Source organism: Mycobacterium sp. D16R24, assembly GCF_002013385.1.
GTDB lineage: Bacteria > Actinomycetota > Actinomycetes > Mycobacteriales > Mycobacteriaceae > Mycobacterium.
Genome location: NZ_MAEV01000009.1, coordinates 1 through 19003, shown reverse-complemented (window position 1 = coordinate 19003; position 19003 = coordinate 1). Strand labels below are relative to the sequence as shown.

At 63.3% G+C, this 19003-nt stretch carries 17 protein-coding genes; 12 read left to right on the top strand and 5 right to left on the bottom strand.

All coding sequences use genetic code 11. The features are described 5' to 3' along the window. Positions 1-25: 25 nt before the first annotated feature. Positions 26-835 carry a crotonase/enoyl-CoA hydratase family protein gene (locus B4383_RS07320; protein WP_078290246.1) on the bottom strand — a complete coding sequence of 270 codons (810 nt, stop codon included), beginning with the start codon at positions 833-835 and terminating at the stop codon, positions 26-28. 82 nt (positions 836-917) lie between these two features. Here B4383_RS07320 and B4383_RS07315 point away from each other — a divergent pair, with 82 nt between their 5' ends. Both B4383_RS07315 and B4383_RS07310 read left to right on the top strand, forming a co-directional pair. Continuing rightward, a complete protein-coding gene (locus B4383_RS07315; RefSeq protein WP_078290247.1) occupies positions 918-2570 on the top strand; it encodes an acyl-CoA synthetase in 1653 nt (550 codons plus the stop codon). Between the two features lie 36 nt (positions 2571-2606). Beyond that, on the top strand, positions 2607-3722 hold the full coding sequence (locus B4383_RS07310; RefSeq protein ID WP_078290248.1) for a nitronate monooxygenase family protein: 1116 nt from the start codon (positions 2607-2609) through the stop codon (positions 3720-3722). Positions 3723-3828: 106 nt separating this feature from the next. Here the strand turns inward: B4383_RS07310 and B4383_RS07305 are convergent, their stop codons facing one another. The 4 genes from B4383_RS07305 to B4383_RS07290 are packed head-to-tail and all read right to left on the bottom strand — an operon-like array spanning position 3829 to position 8575. Then, positions 3829-4686 (bottom strand): DUF559 domain-containing protein, encoded by an 858-nt coding sequence (locus B4383_RS07305; protein ID WP_078290249.1) that lies wholly within the window; start codon positions 4684-4686, stop codon positions 3829-3831. Between the two features lie 42 nt (positions 4687-4728). Next, positions 4729-6273, bottom strand: a complete 1545-nt coding sequence (locus B4383_RS07300; protein ID WP_078290250.1) for a long-chain-fatty-acid--CoA ligase — start codon at positions 6271-6273, stop codon at positions 4729-4731. 9 nt (positions 6274-6282) lie between these two features. Continuing rightward, on the bottom strand, positions 6283-7380 hold the full coding sequence (locus B4383_RS07295; protein ID WP_078290251.1) for an acyl-CoA dehydrogenase family protein: 1098 nt from the start codon (positions 7378-7380) through the stop codon (positions 6283-6285). Between the two features lie 16 nt (positions 7381-7396). Then, on the bottom strand, positions 7397-8575 hold the full coding sequence (locus tag B4383_RS07290) for an acyl-CoA dehydrogenase family protein (protein WP_078290252.1): 1179 nt from the start codon (positions 8573-8575) through the stop codon (positions 7397-7399). A 231-nt stretch (positions 8576-8806) separates the two neighbouring features. Here B4383_RS07290 and B4383_RS07285 point away from each other — a divergent pair, with 231 nt between their 5' ends. The 10 genes from B4383_RS07285 to B4383_RS07240 all read left to right on the top strand — a co-directional run. Continuing rightward, positions 8807-8998: a ferredoxin gene (locus tag B4383_RS07285; RefSeq protein ID WP_005062259.1), complete on the top strand. Its 192-nt coding sequence runs from the start codon at positions 8807-8809 to the stop codon at positions 8996-8998. Positions 8999-9092: 94 nt separating this feature from the next. Continuing rightward, positions 9093-9998, top strand: a complete 906-nt coding sequence (locus B4383_RS07280) for a 3-oxoacyl-ACP reductase (RefSeq protein WP_078290253.1) — start codon at positions 9093-9095, stop codon at positions 9996-9998. Positions 9999-10234: 236 nt separating this feature from the next. Then, positions 10235-11002, top strand: a complete 768-nt coding sequence (locus B4383_RS07275) for an ABC transporter permease (RefSeq protein WP_078290254.1) — start codon at positions 10235-10237, stop codon at positions 11000-11002. 53 nt (positions 11003-11055) lie between these two features. Then, positions 11056-11862 carry an ABC transporter permease gene (locus B4383_RS07270; protein ID WP_078290273.1) on the top strand — a complete coding sequence of 269 codons (807 nt, stop codon included), beginning with the start codon at positions 11056-11058 and terminating at the stop codon, positions 11860-11862. Positions 11863-11869: 7 nt separating this feature from the next. Continuing rightward, complete coding sequence (locus B4383_RS07265; RefSeq protein WP_078290255.1) at positions 11870-13069, top strand: MCE family protein; 1200 nt, start codon at positions 11870-11872, stop codon at positions 13067-13069. Next, positions 13069-14103: an MCE family protein gene (locus tag B4383_RS07260; RefSeq protein ID WP_078290256.1), complete on the top strand. Its 1035-nt coding sequence runs from the start codon at positions 13069-13071 to the stop codon at positions 14101-14103. The genes B4383_RS07265 and B4383_RS07260 overlap by 1 nt, the downstream gene beginning before the upstream one ends. Next, entirely contained in the window at positions 14096-15154 is a 1059-nt protein-coding gene (locus B4383_RS07255) for an MCE family protein (RefSeq protein ID WP_078290257.1), read from the top strand. The genes B4383_RS07260 and B4383_RS07255 overlap by 8 nt, the downstream gene beginning before the upstream one ends. Next, on the top strand, positions 15151-16557 hold the full coding sequence (locus B4383_RS07250; RefSeq protein ID WP_078290258.1) for an MCE family protein: 1407 nt from the start codon (positions 15151-15153) through the stop codon (positions 16555-16557). The genes B4383_RS07255 and B4383_RS07250 overlap by 4 nt, the downstream gene beginning before the upstream one ends. Before the next feature lie 53 nt (positions 16558-16610). Further along, a complete protein-coding gene (locus B4383_RS07245) occupies positions 16611-17762 on the top strand; it encodes an MCE family protein (protein WP_078290259.1) in 1152 nt (383 codons plus the stop codon). After that, positions 17762-19003 (top strand): MCE family protein (locus tag B4383_RS07240; RefSeq protein ID WP_078321066.1); only part of this gene is annotated, 1242 nt, incomplete at its 3' end. The genes B4383_RS07245 and B4383_RS07240, both read left to right, overlap by 1 nt.

The window sequence follows — 19003 nt, the reverse complement described above, 5'->3', positions numbered from 1 at the left end:
ACCCGCCCACACTATGCGTGGTGTCTTATGTCCCGGTGAAGTTGGGGGCGCGCTTCTCGGCGAAGGCGCGTGGACCCTCTTTGGCGTCATTACTGGTGAAAACGCCGATGCCCACCTTGGTGTCGGCCTTGAACGCCTCGTTCTCGTGCAGGCCCTCCGAATCGCGGATGGTCTTGAGCACGGCCTGGACGGCGACAGGTCCGTTCGCCGCGATCATCGCCGCCAGCTCCAGGGCTTTCTCCAGTGCCTGCCCATCGGGCACCACATGCCCGATGAGTCCGATTTCCTTGGCCTCGGGAGCCTTGATGTGCCGCCCGGTCAGCAGAATGTCGGCGGCGACGGTGTACGGGATCTGGCGGGGGAGGCGCACTGCCGATCCGCCCATCGGGTACAGGCTCCACTTCACCTCGGAGACACCGAATTTGGCGCTCTCCCCGGCGACGCGGATGTCCGTGGCCTGCAGAATCTCGGTACCGCCGGCGATCGCGGGTCCCTCCACCGCGGCGATCAGCGGTTTAGTCAGGCGGCGGCCCTTGAGGAGCCCGGGGATGACCGAGGGGTCGTAGCTGCCGTCCGAGAACTGATCGCCCGGGGCGCGCTTGTTCATGGCCTTGAGGTCGGCACCCGCGCAGAAGTAGCCGCCGGCGCCGGTCAGGATGCAGACGCGAACCTCGGGATCGTTGTCGACGCGGTCCCAGGCCTGCGTCATGATCTCCAGCATTTCCCCGGAGAGGGCGTTGCGTGCGTGCGGGCGGTTCATCGTCACGATCAACACATGGTCGCGTAGCTCCACCAGGGCGTGCGGTGCGTCCTGCTCGGTCACTGTCTCAGTCATGGTCTTTCCTCCGTGTTTCCGTCCAAGAGGAACCCCTTCAATGGGGCCGGGGCTTGTCTAAAAATGTAACACGTTCTAATTTATGGACATGGCCCTTAACATCGCCGACCTCATTGAGCATTCAGTCGACACTATGCCCGATCGTGTTGCCATCATTTCTGGCGATCGAAAGCTGACATATGCCGAGCTTGAAGAGCGGTCCAATCGGTTGGGGCACTACCTGCAGAGCCAGGGCGTAGGCCCCGGCGACAAGGTGGGCCTGTACTGCCGGAACGGTATCGAGATAGTCGTTGCGCTCACAGCCATCGTCAAGATCCGCGCGATCTCGGTCAACGTGAACTACCGGTACGTCGAAGCCGAGTTGCACTACCTTTTCGAGAACTCCGATATGGCAGCCCTCGTGCACGAGCGCCGCTACAGCGACAAGGTCGCCAATGTCCTGCCGAGCACGCCGAACGTCAAGACCGCGATCGTGGTGGAGGACGGAACAGACCTGGATTACTCGTCGCACGGCGGCGTCGCATTCGCGGATGCTCTCGCACAGGGGTCCCCGGAACGCGATTTCGAGGAACGCAGCCCCGATGACATCTTCCTGATTTACACCGGAGGAACCACGGGCTTCCCCAAGGGCGTGATGTGGCGGCACGAGGACATCTACCGCTCGCTGTTCGGCGGCATCAACTACGTCACCGGCGAGTACATCGAAGGCGAATGGGATCTGGCCAAGCAGGGCGCTGAGGCGGCACCGTTCATCGGTTTCCCGATCCCGCCGATGATCCACGGTGCCACTCAGGCGGCGACCTTCATGGCCCTGTTCCAGGGCCGGACCACGGTGCTCGCACCGGAGTTCAACCCCGAAGAGGTGTGGGAACTCATCGAGAAGCACAAGATCAACATGTTGTTCTTCGCGGGCGATGCCATTGGCCGACCGCTCATCGACGCTCTGGACACCGAGACGGGCCGCGCACGCGATCTGTCCTCACTGTGGGTGCTGGCCAGCAGTGCCGCACTGTTCTCACAGACGGTCAAGGAGCGCTACCTCGAACTGCTGCCCAACCGGGTGATCACCGATGCGATCGGCGCCTCCGAGACCGGCACCGGCGGCCTGTCCACCGTCACCAAGGGGCAGATGCACCCGGGTGGTCCGACTGTCAAAATTAGTTCCACCACAACGGTTCTCGACGAGAATGGCAATCCGATCGAGCCCGGTTCGGGGGTGCGCGGCCTCATCGCCAAGAGTGGCCACATTCCGGTCGGATACTTCAAGGACGAGAAGAAGACCGCTGAGACGTTCAAAACGTTCAACGGTGTGCGATACGCGATCCCGGGCGACTGGGCCACTGTCGAAGCCGACGGCACCGTCACGATGCTCGGCCGCGGATCGGTGTCCATCAACACCGGCGGCGAGAAGGTGTTCCCCGAAGAGGTTGAGAGCGTCCTGAAGGGCCACCCCGCCGTGTTCGACGCGGTTGTCGTCGGGGTGCCCGACGAAAAGTGGGGCCAGCATGTGGGAGCCGTGATCGCGGTGCGCGACGGCGTGCCGCTCACCTTCGAGGACCTGGACGGCCACGCGCGCAAGGAGATCGCCGGATACAAGGTGCCGCGCAGCGTCTGGATCGTCGACACGGTCAAGCGCAACCCCGCGGGCAAGGCCGATTACCGCTGGGCCAAGGAGGTCTCGGAAACCGAGAAGGTAGACCTCGTGAACACCAAGCACGTCAACACGGGAGCCTGAGCCATGCCTGATGGTCTTCGCGCAAGCGGCTCATCTATGCATACCGACCTGTGCGAGCGGTTTGGAATCCGTTACCCCATATTCGGTTTCACACCGTCGGAGAAGGTCGCGGCCGCCATCAGCCGCGCGGGCGGCATGGGCGTGCTTGGTTGCGTCCGCTTCAACGATCCCGACGAGTTGGACGCGATCCTGAACTGGATGGACGAGAACACCGACGGCAAGCCATACGGTGTCGACATCGTGATGCCGGCCAAGGTGCCCACCGAGGGCACCGCGGTGGATATCGACAAGCTGATTCCGCAGGCGCACAAGGACTTCGTAGAAAAGACGCTTGCCGACCTGGGCGTGCCCCCACTGCCGGGTGAACGTGAGTCGGCCGGTGTGCTGGGCTGGCTGCATTCGGTGGCACGCTCGCATGTGGAGGTGGCGCTCAAGCATCCGATCAAACTGATCGCCAATGCACTCGGGTCTCCACCGAAGGACGTGATCGACCAGGCCCATGAGCATGGCGTGCCGGTGGCGGCGCTGGCGGGTAAGGCCGAACATGCCAGGAGGCATGTCGAAAACGGCGTCGATATCGTGGTCGCCCAGGGCTATGAGGCCGGAGGGCACACCGGCGATGTGGCATCCATGGTGCTGTGGCCGGAGATCGTGGACGCGCTTGATGGCAGCGCCCCGGTGCTGGCGGCCGGCGGTATCGGCAGCGGCAGGCAGGCCGCCGCGGCCCTGGCGCTGGGCGCCTCGGGCGTGTGGACCGGTTCAATCTGGCTGACGGCTGCCGAGTATGACCTCGGAACCGTCACCGCCGGTGGTGATTCCGTGGTGCAGCAGGCGCTGTTGAAGGCGACCTCCAGCGATACCGTGCGTACTCGCATCTACACCGGGAAGCCCGCGCGGCTGCTGAAGACCAAGTGGACGCGGGCCTGGGATGCCGAGGACGCACCGACGCCGCTGCCCATGCCGCTGCAGAACATTCTCGTCAGCGGGGCCCATGAGCGGATGAATCGTGCGCACGACCCGGAGACGGTCTGCTTCCCGGCGGGACAGATCGTCGGGCGGATGAACGAGATTCGGCCCACCGCGGAGATCGTGGCCGATCTGGTGGCAGGTTTCGAGAGCACGGTCGACAGGCTGAACCAGATCCGCGGATAGGTGCGCGCCACTCCCCGGGCGACGCTCGCGCGCCAATCTCTTAGCCGCCGAGTGTGCGGATAGTGTCGAATATTGGCGAGATTTCGACCGGATCGGCACACTCGACTTACGCGGCCAATGCGGTGAATGCTTCTGCGACCCTGGCGACGATCGTTCCTGTGCGGTGGCGCACCATGTCGGAGCTCACGCGCACGATGCGCCACCCCTCGTCCGCCAGTTCCTTGGCGCGGTCGATATCGCGGGAGCGTTGGCCTGCGTCCCTCCAATGCTGGGCGCCGTCGAACTCGATACCCACTTTGTGGTCCTTCCACCCCATATCGAGGCGCGCGACGAAGTCGCCGAAGCGGTTACGTACAACGAGTTGAGTCTGTGGAGCCGCGAAGCCAGCACGCACCACGATGAGTCTGGTGCGTGTCTCCCAGGGTGACTCGGCGCCGCCGTCCACCAGGTCGAGGACCTGAGTGAGCCTTGTCAGACCTCGGGCACCGCGGTGCTGTGCCACCACGGTCTCGATATCGGCGACGGAAATTCCGGTGGCGTTCATCAAGGCGTCGAGACGTTCCACAGCTAGGTCAACCGTGGTGCGTCGTCCGATGTCGAACGCGGTGCGTGCGGGCGTCGTTACGGGTAGTCCGTTGATGACCGTCTGCTCGTCGCGGAGCAAACGGTCACTCGATACCGAGATACCCTGTGGAGCGCGACGATTAGTATGGATGAGTTCGGCGGGGCCGCTCTGCGGCAGCCATTTTGTGCCATGGACGGCCGCTGCGGATATGCCGGCGAGCACGCCACGGCGCCTCGACCATAGCCATGCCGCTTCGGCTCGCTTGAGTGGTGTTACCTCGGCGCCTGTCGGCACGTATATGGCAGGGTAAAGCGCGGTGAATCCCCGGAGGGCGTACCCGGTGACCAGATGGTTCGAGAGCGCCTCATCCCTGATGAATGGCCACGGTACATCCCCCATGGTGACAGCCTGACACTGACCGCCGACAGCCACTCGGCGGTGCTAGCGCGCGGAGTAGACGCCAGCCTGTAGCTCCCATAGCGGGTCGCTGGTCTCCAACGCCTCGGCGGACAACTGTCGCTTGATCACCTTGAACGTCGCGGTACGTGGCAGAGTCTGGCTCACCCTGACGAATGAGGGCCATTGTTTGGGGCCGAGATCCTCTTGGGCGGCGAGGAATCCGCCGAGTTCGGATGGCTGGAATCCGTTGCTCACCACCAGTGCCGCCATTACTCGGTCACCCACGGTGGGGTCGGGGATGCCGTAGACCGCCACCTCGGTGATGTCCGGATGGCGCAGTAGTACCCGCTCAATGGGGGCGGTGCCCAGGTTCTCACCGTCGACGCGTAGCCAATCGCCCAGGCGCCCGGCGAAGTATACGTATCCGTTCTCGTCGGCGTAGGCGAGATCGCCGCTACGGTACTTGCCCTCGATCATGCGTTCAGCATCGGCCTCGGGGTTCTTGTAATAGCCGGTGAATCGCCCGGGCCCGGTAATGTTCACCAGCTCACCGGTGGCCTGTGCGGCATTCACCAACTTGCCGCTACCGTCGAAAATTGCCGGGGGACAGGGCTCTCCGGTCTCGATGTCCAGGATGCGGACCTCCGGCGTGAGTGGCCCGATTGCACCCGGGGGAGTGCCGGGTGCCCACCCCAGTGCGACGCCGCCCTCGGTCGATCCAAATCCGTCAATGACGAAGGCGCCGAATCGTTGCGCGAATCGATCGGTGTCCCCGGCAGCGGCTTCGTTGCCGTACATGATCTTCAACGGGTTCTCGGCGTCGTCGGGTTGCTCGGGTGTCGCCAGCACGTAAGACATGGGCTTGCCCACGTAGTTGGCGTACGTCGCTCCGTACCTGCGGACGTCCTCGAGGAAGCCCGACGCGGAGAATTTGCGCCGCAGTGCAATCGACGCTCCCGCCGCGAGGGCAACCGACCAGCCCGCAAGCACTGCGTTGGAATGGAACATCGGCATCGATAGGTAACAGACATCCGCAGGACCGAGGCCGAAGCGTGCCGACAGCATGATTCCCGCAGAGGCAACCTTGGCGTGGGTGATCTGGACGGCCTTGGGGTCTCCGCTGGTACCCGAGGTGAAGATGAGCATGAACAGGTCATCCGGCCGCACCTCGGGAACATCCACCGGCGGCGCGGATTGACCAGCGAGAGAATCGATATCGACGTGGTCCACCCCATCCAGCAGGGACGCGCTCGCGGAGTCGGTGAGTATCAACTGGCAGTCGGCCAGGTCGATGTCTCGCTGCAGTGCCGTGCCCCGCCGAGTGGGGTTGAGTCCCACCAAGACCAGGCCGCCGAGCGCGGCGGCGCCCAACAGCTGAGAGAAGGCCGGGGTGTTCTCCAGCAGAACTCCGATATGAGGAGGCTTCGAGAGATCCAGACGTGCGCGCAATACTGATGCCAGGCGGCGACTTTCGGCCACATGATCACGCCACGACGTGAACGAACCTTCGAAGTGCAGCCCCCGGTCGTCGATATCGGCCAGGTTCACGAGCAGCTGAGTGACCGTTGCGTCTTCCGGGGTGCTCACAATCAGATACTAGGCAGGCGTGTCGGCGAGCTCGCGCCCGATACGGCGCAGCTGCTCCGTCGCGCTGCCGGAGGCGAACTCGCCCCGCTTGGCGGCCAGGAAGTAGCGATGCACCGGGTGATCCTCGTCGATGCCCACGCCGCCGTGCACGTGAACCGCGGTGTGCGCGACACGGTGACCGGCATCGGAGGCCCAGAACTTGGCCGTCGCGACATCGACATCGGCGGGTAGATCTTCCGAGACCCGCCATGCGGCCTGCCACAAGGTGAGCCGCAGACCCTTAACGTCGATGTATCCGTCGGCCAGCCGTTGGGCCACCGCCTGGAAGCCACCGATCGGCTTGCCGAACTGCTCGCGAGTGCGCGCGTAGTCGGCGGTCAGCTCCAGCGCCCGCTCGAGCACGCCTAGCTGATAGGCACTGTGGCCCAAGGACTCCCGCAGCCCCAGCCACTCTACAACCTCCACGCCGCCGACCTTGCGGTCTGCCGGAACGGGAACCTCGGAGAGGATCAGCTCAGCGGAGCTGTCCTTGCCGGTGGTATGCAGGGTCTCTTGAGTGACACCGGCATCGGCGGCCGCCACCAGAAATACCGCGGTGCCGGTCTCGGTCTCGGCAGGCACCAGGTAGGCATCGGCCTCGACGCCGAACGGCACGAGGACGCGATTACCGGTCAGGGCATAGCCGGCGCCTTCGGTACGGGCGGCCACCTGTCCCTCGCCCGGCTCACCCTCGAGCGCAATGGTGAGGACCTTCTTGCCGGCGACAGCCGGTGCGGCCCAATCGTTCTGCAGCGCCTCGGAGCCGAACGCCGCAAGTGCACCCGCCGCGAGCACCACTGACTCCAGGTACGGCACGGCGCCCAATTCACGGCCCAGCTCGACGAGGATCGAGGACTGCTCGAGGACGCCGAACCCCCCACCGCCCACCGACTCGGGTGTCGCGGTGGACAGGATGTCGGCCTCGACGAGCTTGGCCCACAGCTGCCAGTCGAACCGGCTGTCCTGCTTGTCGAGTTCCTTCTGACGTTCCGGCGTGCTGATCGCCGACGCGATGGTGCGGGTCAGGCCGGCGAGGTCAGTCTGTGCCTCGGTAAGGGAGAAATCCATTGCAGTGCAGTCCCTTCTAGCGTGTCGCGGCAGGCTGGCCGAGGGCGGTCATCGCGATGATGTCGCGTTGAACCTCGTTGGTGCCGCCGCCGAATGTGAGGATCAAGCAGGCCCGGTGCATCCGCTCGACGCGGCCGCGCAGTTGCGCGCCCGGGGAGTCCTGACGCAGCGTTGCCGCCGTCCCAAGAACCTCCATGAGAAGACGGTAGGCCTCGGTGGCTAACTCGGTGCCGAAGACCTTCGTGGCGGAGGCGTCGGCGGGAGACGGAGCGGCATCGGTGTTGGAGGCCAGCTCCCAGTTGATGAGCTTGAGGTACTCGACCTTGGCGTGCACGCGGGCCAGGTTCAGCTGAACCCATTCGGAATCGATGATCCGGCCACCCGGGCCCTTGGTGTGCTGTGCCCACTCGCGTACCTCGCGCAGCGCGGTGATGATCGGCGCCGAGGAAACCAGAGCCACTCGCTCATGATTCAGCTGGTTGGTCACCAGCTTCCAGCCCGCGTTCTCCTCACCGACTCGGCTCGACACCGGAACACGCACATCCTGGTAATAGGTGGCGCTGGTGCCGGGCCCGGCCATGGTGCGGACCTTGGTGTACGAGAAGCCCTCGGCGGTGGTGGGCACGATGAGCATGGAAATGCCGCGGTGCTTCTTCACCTCGGTGTTGGTACGCACCGCCAGCCAGATGTAGTCGGCGTACTCGATGAGGCTGGTCCACATCTTCTGGCCATTGATGACGTAGTCATCGCCGTCACGGACGGCCGAAGTACGCAGCGAAGCGAGGTCGGTACCAGCGCCCGGCTCGGAGTAGCCGATGGAGAAGTGCAGCTTGCCCGCAGCGATCTTTGGCAGGAAGAACTTCTTCTGCTCGTCGGAGCCGTAGTGCATGATCGTCGGTGCCACGCTATTGATGGTCAGGAACGGCACCGGAGCGCCGGCGATCGCTGCCTCGTCGGTGAAGATCAGCTGATCCATCACCGAACGGTCCTGGCCTCCGAACTCCTTGGGCCAGCCGAGGGCGAGCCAGCCATCGGCACCCATCTGCTGGACGGTCTCGCGGTAGACGTTGCCGGTGCCGTATTCACCCTGATTCGACGCCAAGGCCGCGCGTCGCTCCGGGGTCAGCAGTTTGTCGAAGTACGCGCGTAGTTCGCGGCGCAGCTCTTCCTGCTCGGGCGTATAGGCGATATGCATGTGTGTTCCTCTGCTGCCCGTCGGCTGTCGTGAGCCCTCAGGTGTGACCCACGTTGACACAAGAGTTGTAACACGTTCTAGTCTAGGGAGTCCAGACGCGGCGCCACGGCACAAACTCAGCCCAGAGATCCTGGTGTTACCAGGGTTGTGTCGTGGGTCACGTGTCGTAGTCTGGCGATACAGCTCAGCTAGACGACGGAGTCGGCTCATGGAGCCGGAAAGAGGTTTCCAATGCGTGTCGGTGTAGTTCCTGACCGTTGTGAAGGCAACTTGGTATGTCTCGGGATCGCTCCAGAGGTGTTCGACGTCGATGACGACGACTATGTCGTCATCCTGCAAGAGGAAGTACCGGCCGATCAGGAAGATCTGGTCGAGCAGGCGATCGCGGAATGCCCGCGCGCCGCTTTGATTCGCAAAGACTAGAGGCATTCGTAAATCACCGGCCCGTCCGCGCTCGGCGGAGCGGAGCCGGCTCGGTTGGGGCGCGTCGAAAGCATGGGACTGAAGGGAAATTTGTATGAGCGCGATTGCTGATGCCGACCTGAGTGGCCGCGTCGCCATTGTCACCGGAGCCGCCGCGGGACTCGGCCGCGCCGAGGCGATCGGTCTGGCCCGATCCGGAGCGACCGTCATCGTGAACGACATCGCGCCCGCTCTGGAGCGCAGCGATGTGCTCGACGAGATCGCCGCGGTGGGATCCAAGGGCGTGACCGTCGCTGGTGACATCGGTGAGCGCGCGACCGCGGACGAGCTGATCTCCACCGCCGAATCGCTCGGTGGTCTGCATGTCGTGGTCAACAACGCGGGCATCACGCGCGACCGGATGCTCTTCAATATGTCGGACGAGGAGTTCGACGCCGTCATCCACGTGCACTTGCGCGGTCACTTCCTGCTGACTCGCAACGCCGCCACCTACTGGCGCGGTGCGTCGAAGACTGCGGGAGCCCCGGTGTACGGCCGCCTGGTCAATACGTCGTCTGAAGCCGGCCTGCTGGGGCCGGAGGGGCAGGCCAACTATGGCGCCGCCAAGGCCGGCATCACCGCGCTGACGCTGTCGGCTGCGCGTGCCCTCGGACGCTACGGGGTGCGGGCCAATGCCATCGCCCCACGCGCGCGTACGGCGATGACCGCGGACGTTTTTGGCGACGCACCCGAGGACTCGATTGATCCTCTTTCCCCTGAACATGTCGTGACTTTGGTGCGCTACCTGGCCTCGCCGGCGGCGGAGGCGGTGAACGGTCAGTTGTTCATCGTGTACGGACCGACCGTGACGTTGTTGGCGGCGCCTACTGTAGAAGCGAAGTTCACTGCGGATTCCGGCGCGTGGGATCCGTCAGCGCTCAATTCAGCCCTTGCTGATTTCTTTGCTGGACACGATCCCAAGCGCACGTTTTCCGCGACCGCACTGATGGTCGAAGATTAAGCAACGCTAAGAGTGACGGTGCGGCACTAAATAGAACCAGTTCTATTTATCGCACCAAAATCGCAGGACAAAGTGGACGTGGCGTGCGATTTGCCTGCCCGTACAAGAATTGACACTAAGAATTTTTTCTCGTTAATATGATGCGCCTCACAGCGTGGTAGGTACACGTCGATCGTTAACCGGATCATAGGGGCCAGTCTTCGGCAGTACCGGGATGTGTGAGACAGGAGCAAAGGTTGAAGCAGCAGCTCGCGGCGCCGGCGCGCGCCGTCGGCGGCTTCGTCTCCATGTCGTTGGCCACGTTCCGTAACATGTTCCGCCGCCCGTTCCAGGGCCAGGAATTCCTGGATCAGACGTGGTTCATCGCGCGGGTCTCGTTGTTGCCGACGCTCTTGGTCGCCGTCCCGTTTACGGTCCTGGTCGCCTTCACGCTCAACATCCTGCTGCGCGAGATCGGTGCGGCGGACCTGTCCGGTGCGGCGACAGCCTTCGGCACGGTGACGCAGCTCGGGCCTGTGGTCACGGTGCTCGTTGTCGCGGGCGCCGGTGCCACGGCGATCTGCGCCGACCTGGGTGCCCGCACCATTCGCGAGGAAATTGACGCGATGCAGGTGCTGGGCATCGATCCGATCCAGCGGCTCGTGGTGCCGCGGGTGCTGGCGTCGACGTTCGTCGCGCTGCTACTGAACGGCCTGGTGTGTGCCATCGGCATGGTCGGCGGCTACGTGTTCTCGGTGTTCCTGCAGGGAGTCAACCCCGGCGCCTTTATCAACGGCCTGACGGTGCTGACCGGCCTGGGCGAGCTGATGATCTCGGAGATCAAGGCCTTCCTGTTCGGCATCTTCGCGGGCCTTGTTGGCTGCTATCGCGGGCTCACCGTCAAGGGCGGACCCAAGGGCGTCGGCGATGCGGTCAACGAGACCGTGGTTTACGCCTTCATTTGTTTGTTCGTCATCAACGTCGTCATGACGGCCATTGGCGTGCGGGTCCTGGTGAAGCACTAGTGACCGGACCGTATCTTTCGACGCACACCGTGACCTCCTATACCGTTCGGTATATGCGTGGTCTGGGACGCTCGTTCGACAAATTCGGCGAGCAGGCACTTTTCTACGCGCAGTCGCTGAGCTACATCCCTGCGGCGCTGACGAAATACCGCAAGGAAACCATCCGGGTGCTCGCCGAGATCACCATGGGCACCGGTGCCCTGGTGATGATCGGTGGCACGGTCGGCGTGGCCGTCTTCCTTACCCTGGCCTCCGGTGGCGTCATCGCGGTACAGGGCTACTCCTCGCTGGGCAATATCGGAATCGAGGCGCTCACCGGCTTCCTGTCCGCGTTCCTGAATGTGCGCATCATCGCGCCGGTGGTGGCGGGCATCGCGATGGCGGCGACGATCGGTGCCGGAACGACCGCCCAGCTGGGCGCCATGCGCGTTTCGGAGGAGATCGACGCGCTGGAAACGATGGCGGTCCACGCGGTTTCGTATCTGGTGTCCACCCGCTTGGTGGCCGGGCTCATCGCCATCGTCCCGCTGTATTCGCTGTCGGTGCTGGCGGCGTTCTTCGCGTCGCGCGCCACCACCGTGATGATCAACGGCCAGTCCCCGGGCGTATACGACCATTACTTCAACACCTTTTTGGTGCCCACCGATCTGCTGTGGTCGTTCCTGCAGGCGATCGTCATGTCGGTGGTCGTGATGCTCGTGCATACCAGCTACGGATTCAATGCCTCCGGCGGCCCGGTGGGTGTGGGTGTCGCGGTCGGCCAGGCCGTACGCACCTCCCTCATCGTGGTTGTGCTTGTCACCCTGTTCATCTCACTTGCCGTCTACGGCGGGTCCGGCAACTTCAATCTCTCGGGCTAGGAACCACATGTCAGGAGACTCATCGCGCCGGTCCGTCCGGCTAGCCGGCACGGTGCTCGCCGCCGTGTTGGTGGCGCTGACTGTGTTGACTTACCTGGCGTACAACGACGCCTTCTCCGACACCAAGCCCATCACTGTCGTCTCGCCCCGCGCGGGCCTGGTGATGGAAGAGGGCGGCAAGGTCAAGTTCCACGGACTGCAGATCGGCAAGGTCAAGTCCATCTCCTATGCCAACGAACAGGCCAAGTTGGAGCTCGCGGTTAATGCCAAAGATCTGCGGCTGATTCCATCCAATGCCACGGTGCGTATCGCGGGCACCACCATCTTCGGCGCGAAGTCGGTGGAATTTCTTGCCCCGCAACAGCCGTCGAGCTCGCCGCTGAGAGCAGGGGCGACGGTAACCGCGGAAGCGGTGGCCCTGGAAGTCAACACGGTGTTCGAGAACCTGACCCGGCTGCTCGGAAAGATCGACCCGGTCAACCTCAACGCCACCCTGACCGCCGTCGGTGAAGGGTTGCGCGGCAACGGAGACAATTTCGGACAGGGCCTCGTCGAGCTCGATCAATACCTGGATCAACTGAATCCCAAACTTCCTGCCCTGCAACAGGATTTTCAGAAGGCTGGTCAGGTGGGGCAGATCTATGGCGATGCCGCTCCGAATATCGTGCGCATACTCGACAATCTGCCGACGCTGAGCCGCACTATCGTGGATCAACAGCAGGATCTCAAGGCCACACTGCTTGCGGCAATTGGATTGGGTAACAACGGATACGAAACCCTGGCTCCCGCCGAGAAGGACCTCACCGCGGCGCTGCAGCGACTGCGCGCCCCCACCACGCTGCTCGGCAGATACTCGCCGGAGATTCCATGCACGCTGCAGGCGATCTCCAAGGCATTGGTGACCTTCACCCCGCTCATCGGCGGTGTGCGGCCCGGTCTATTCCTGAGCAACAGCTTTCCGCTCGGCGCACCGGTCTACACCTATCCGGATAGCCTGCCCATCGTGAACGGCTCCGGTGGCCCCAATTGTCGTGGGCTACCGAATATTCCCACCAAGGCGCAAAACGGTTCGTGGTACCGATCGCCCTTCCTGGTGACGGACAACGCGTACATCCCGTACAAGCCGTTGGAGGAGCTGCAAGTTAACGCTCCCGACACTCTGCAGTACCTCTACAACGGTGCCTTCGCGAAGCGAAGTGAGTTCTGATGCTGCGCGGTACACAGATCAAGGTTGTCGTCTTCACCGTGGTGATGTTGCTGGTGGCGGCGGGACTGATCATCACCTTCGGTGAGTTCCGATTCGGTTCAGGCAAGCGGTACCACGCAATCTTCACCACGGCATCCGACTTGCGGTCCGGTCAGAAGGTCCGCATCGCCGGCGTGCCGGTCGGTCGCGTCAAGGACGTCTCGCTCAATCCGGACAACACGGTCGAGGTCACCTTCGACGTCGACTCCAAGTATCAGCTCTACAGCTCCAGCCGGGCGATTGTCAGATACGAGAACCTGGTCGGTGACCGGTATCTGGAGATTTCGTCGGGCCCCGGAGAGCTGCGCAAGCTGCCCGACGGAGGAACGCTGGATAAGGAGCACACCCAGCCCGCTCTCGATCTGGATGCGCTGCTTGGCGGACTTCGGCCCGTGCTCAAGGGATTCGACGCCGCGAAGGTCAACGAGATCAGCAACGCGTTCATCCAGATTCTGCAGGGGCAAGGGGGAACGCTCTCCCAATTGCTCGGTGATACATCCTCGTTTACCTCGGGATTGGCCGAACGCGATCAGCTGATCGGCGATGTGATCAATCACCTCAACGACGTGCTAGGCACTGTTGACTCGAAGAGCAGCCAGTTCTCATCGAGCGTCGATCAGCTACAGCAGCTCGTCTCGGGCCTGGCGCAACAGCGCGATGTGGTCGCCGGAGCGCTACCGCCACTTGCTTCAACGGCCTCGTCGCTGGAGTCGGTGCTCAAGGACACTCGCCCGTACATCAAGGGCACCATCGAACAGACGCGCCAGCTGGCAACCCGGATGGATGAGCGCAAGGCCGATATCAACGTCGTCGTGGAGAACCTGGCCGAGAACTACCTGCGGCTCAATGCTCTTGGCGCCTACGGATCGTTCTTCAACATCTACTACTGCTCCATCCGGATCAAGGTCAACGGACCTGTCGGAACTGACTGGTTGATCCCGTTTGGTGGACCACCCGACCCATCGAAGGGCAGGTGCGCCTTCAAAAATGAGTGACATACAGGAGAAAGATCCGGTACGCACCGGAATCTTCGGCATCGCCGTGGTGGCGATGCTGGTGCTGGTCGCATTCGGCTATACGGGTCTTCCGTTCTGGCCACAAGGCAGGCAGTACACCGGATTCTTCTCGGACTCCGGAGGCCTGGAGCCGGGCGGCAACGTCTTCGTCTCGGGTATCAAGGTGGGTCAGGTCAAGGATGTGTCCTTGGCGGGCAACAAGGTTCGCGTGGACTTCACCGTGGATCGCTCGATCCGCCTGGGTGACCAGTCGCTGGCCGCGATAAGGACCACCACCGTGTTGGGTGAGAAATCGCTATCGGTGACGCCGGCTGGGTCGGGCCGTATCACCGAAATCCCGTTGGGCCGCACCAGAACTCCGTACACACTCAACAGTGCATTGAGCGACCTGGGCGCATCGGCGGGCGGGATAGACAAGGCGCAACTCGATCAGTCGCTGCAAGTCATCACCGATGCGATGCGTGACGCCACCCCGCAGCTGCGTGGTGCCCTGGACGGAGTCGCCTCGCTCTCACGCACGTTGAACGACCGCGATGCCGCCCTCGAGCAGCTGTTGAACCGTGCCAAGTCGGTGAGTGGGATTCTCTCCGAGCGTGCCGGGCAGGTGAACAAGCTTGTCGCCGATGGCAATCAACTGTTTGCAGCACTCGATGAGCGGCGTCTGGCCATCAGCGAGCTGATCAATCGTGTGCAGGGACTCTCGCAGCAGCTCAGTGGATTCGTGGCCGACAACCGCCAAGAGTTCCGGCCCACCATGGAGAAACTGAACGTCGTGCTCGATGACCTCTTAGACCGAAAGGCGCATATCAGTGAGGCGCTCAAGCGTCTACCCGGATACGGCACCGCTCTCGGCGAGGTCGTGTCCTCGGGGCCGGGCTTCCACGTCAACGTCTACGGCTTCCCGCCCGCGACACTGACCGCCGTCATGTTCGACACCTACTTCCAGCCCGGCAAGCTGCCCGCCAGCCTCTCGGACTACTTGAATGGTCTGATCGGCGAGCGCCAAGTCATGAGGCCGAAATCGCCATGACAACACAATCGAACCGTTTCACACCCTGGATCCGGAAGAGTGCCTACGCGCTGCTCGCCGTGACACTCGTGGGTGGCTTGCTGTATTGGGTGTGGCCCAGCCGCGGAACATACAAGATCGTCGGGCATTTCGCGTCGGCCGTCGGGTTGTACCCGGGTGATGACGTTCGGATTCTCGGTGTGAAGGCCGGCCACATCAGCGCCGTCGAGCCGCGCGAGGGTGACGTAAAGGTCACCATGGAGCTCCCGGACAAGTTCAAAGTGCCCGAGGGCGCGCAAGCGATCATCATGGCCCCAAATCTGGTGACCGCCAGGTTTGTTCAGCTGACCCCGGCCTACACCGAGGGGCAGGCTCTCGCCGACGGTGCCTCGTTGGGGCTGGACAAGACCGCCGTCCCGATCGAATGGGATGAGGTCAAGACCGAGCTGGCCAAACTCAGCGACAGCCTGGGGCCGCAGGGTGAATCCAAGGGCCCGGTAAGCGATTTCATCAACCAGGCGGCAAGTACTTTCGACGGTAACGGTGATTCGTTCCGGAACGCGGTGCGGGAGCTCTCGCAAGCGGCCGGGCGGCTCGGCGACTCGCGCACGGATCTATTCGGCACCATCAAGAACCTGCAGGTGCTGGTGGACGCGTTGGCGAATTCCAACGAGCAGATAGTGCAGTTCAGCACCCACTTGGCCTCGGTGTCGAAGGTCCTGGCGGCTAGCACCGAGAACCTCGGCGCCACCCTGGGTGCGCTCAATCAGGCACTCACCGATGTGCGAGGTTTCCTGGGAGACACCAACTCTGCGCTCGTTGATTCGGTGAATAAGCTGAGCGACTTTGTGAAGATCTTCTCCGACCAGAGCGACGACGTCGAACAGATCCTGCACGTCGCGCCCAACGGTCTGGCCAACTTTTACAACATCTACAACCCCGCGGCAGGCACGTTGAACGGCATGCTCTCGATTCCGAACCTGGCCAACCCGGTGCAGTTCATCTGTGGCGGCGTGTTCGAAACGGGCAACAAGGCCGAGTATTTGAAGCGGGCTGAGATCTGCCGCGAACGCATGGGACCCGTATTGCGCCGCGCGACCTTCAACTACGCCCCGATCCTGCTGCACCCGATCAACCAGATTTCGGCGTACAAGGGACAGATCATCTACGACACCCCCGAGACGGAGGCGAAGTCCGAGGCGCCCCGCGAGGACCTGGTGTGGGTCCGGCCCAATGGTGCCCCGCCGCCGCCGAAACCGTCGCCGCAGGACCTCAGTGCATTGATGCTCGGGCCCGAGGAGATCAACGCCCCGCCACCCCCGGGTACGGAGCTGCGTCCCGCCGAGCCGGGTCCGGTGCCGCCGGGCTTCCCCGCCGCCGCAGACGAGCCCGCGCCACTCGCTACTCCGGGAGGCCCGCGATGAGTTGTCTGAGTTCAACGCTCTTCGCGCGAGGCTCTCATCGCACACTGCGCGGGATGGCGATCGGTGTCGGTGTCGCCGTCGTGACGAGTGGATGTCAGTTCAATGGACTCAACTCGCTGAACCTGCCGGGGACGGCGGGTCATGGCTCACGGTCCTACACCATCACCGTCGAGCTGCCCGATGTCACCACGCTGCCGCAGAACTCTCCGGTCATGGTGGACGACGTGACCGTAGGCAGTGTGTCGGGTATCGATGCGTTCCAAAAGCCAGATGGTTCTTGGTATGCCGGAGTCAAGGTGTCCTTGAGTCCGGAGGTGCAGCTGCCGGCCAACGCCGTCGCGAAGGTCGCCCAGACCAGCTTGCTCGGCTCACAGCACATCGAGCTGGCCGCCCCCACCGGGGAACCCGCCGTGGGCCAGCTGGCCGGCGGAGACACCATCCCGCTGAGCCGGACCGACAAATACCCCAGCACCGAAGAGGTGTTGTCTGCGCTGTCAGTGGTAGTCAACAAGGGCAATCTCGGTGCGATACAAGACATCACCGACGAGACCTACAACTTGTTCAAGGGACGCACCGGAAACCTGACCCAGGTGTTGCCCAAGCTTGCCACCCTGATCTCGTCGCTGAACTCTCAGCGCAACGACATCATCTCGGCGATCGAGGGCATCGACAAGTTTTCGCGGGTCCTCGCCGAGCACAAGGAAAGCCTCGGGCGCGCCATCGATTCGATCGAACCTGCGCTGAAGGTGCTCAACGAGAATCGCGCCAACATCATCGAGGCGTTCCGATCGGTGGGGAATCTCGCGAAGATCACCGACCGGGTGCTGCGGACCACCAAGGAAGACATCGTCGCCGATCTCAAGGGGTTGTACCCGGTGGTTCGGGCACTGGCAGAAAACCGTGACGTTTTGATCGACAGCCTTGATCTCCTGCCGACATTCCCGTTTAGCACCAAGTACCTGCGGAACGCGGTGCGCGGGGACTACCTGAACGTCTTCGTGACGTTTGACCTGACCGCACGGCGCATAGGTGAAACGCTGTTCACCACATCGTTCTTCGATCCGAACATGCAGCACTTCAACGACGTAGTGAACCCGCCGGAATGGCTCATCGGATCCATGGCCAACCTGAACGGCAAGGAGACCAGCCCGTTCAGTCTGCCCGCGCCGGCTGCACCTGGCTCCCCGCAGGGAGGTGGTCGCTGATGGAAAAGCTGATCAAGATACAGCTGGCGATCTTCGCGGCCATCACGGTGATCAGCGTGGCGCTGATGGCGATCTTCTACCTGCGGGTGCCCACGGCGCTCGGCATCGGAAACCATGATGTGAAGGCACAGTTCGTTGCCACGGGTGGTCTGTACCAGAACGCGAACGTCACCTATCGCGGTGTGCAGATCGGCCGTGTCACCGATGTCGAGCTGACTCCCGAGGGCGTCACCGCCAGGATGCGGCTCAACGACAACGTGAAGGTGCCGGGCAATGTGCGGGCCGTCGTCAAGAGCGTGTCCGCCATCGGCGAGCAGTACGTAGATCTGGTGCCGCCACCGACGGGGGCCGCCGGTAGCCTGCGGCAAGGCGATGTCATCGGTACCGATCGCACCTCGATCCCCACCGACGTCTCCACTCTGCTGCGCCAGGCAGACAGCCTCGTGAACACCATTGCCGACACCCGGCTGCGGGAGGTGCTGGCCGAGGCGTTCAAGGCATTCAACGGATCCGGTCAGGAACTTTCCCGGCTGATCGATTCGTCGCGGCTGCTGATTCAAGAGGCCAACACCAATTACGACAGCACCACCAAGCTGATCGATCAGGTGGGGCCGCTGCTGGACGCCCAGATACGCAGTGGCGACAACATCCGCGGATCCGTCTCCAGTCTGGCGGCACTGACTGAACATTTCGCCAAAGCCGATCCGCAGCTGCGCCAGTTCCTCACGGTGGCTCCGGGGGCCGCCGAGGAAGCCTCCGAACTGTTCGCGGGTATCCGCCCGTCGTTCCCAGTGCTCGCGGCAAGCCTTGCCAATCTGGGTCGTGTCGGCGTCATCTACAACAAGTCGATCGAGCAGTCGTTGGTGATCCTGCCGGCGCTGTTCTCGGCGCTGTTGACGGTCGCCGGTGGTGCGCCGATGGACGAGGGCGCGAAGTTGGACTTCCGGCTTAACCTGGGCGATCCACCGCCGTGCCTGACCGGTTTCGTGCCGGCGCCGCTGATGCGCACCCCTGCCGACGAGACCCTGCGCGAGCTACCCAGCGACATGTACTGCAAGACGGCACAGAACGATCCGAGCGCGGTGCGCGGTGCGCGCAACTACCCGTGCCAGGAGTTCCCCGGTAAGCGGGCGCCGACCATTCAGCTGTGCCGCGACCCGCGCGGATATGTGCCGATTGGCAGCAACCCGTGGCGCGGTCCGCCTGCTCCGTACGGCACCCCGGTGGAGGACCCGCGGAAC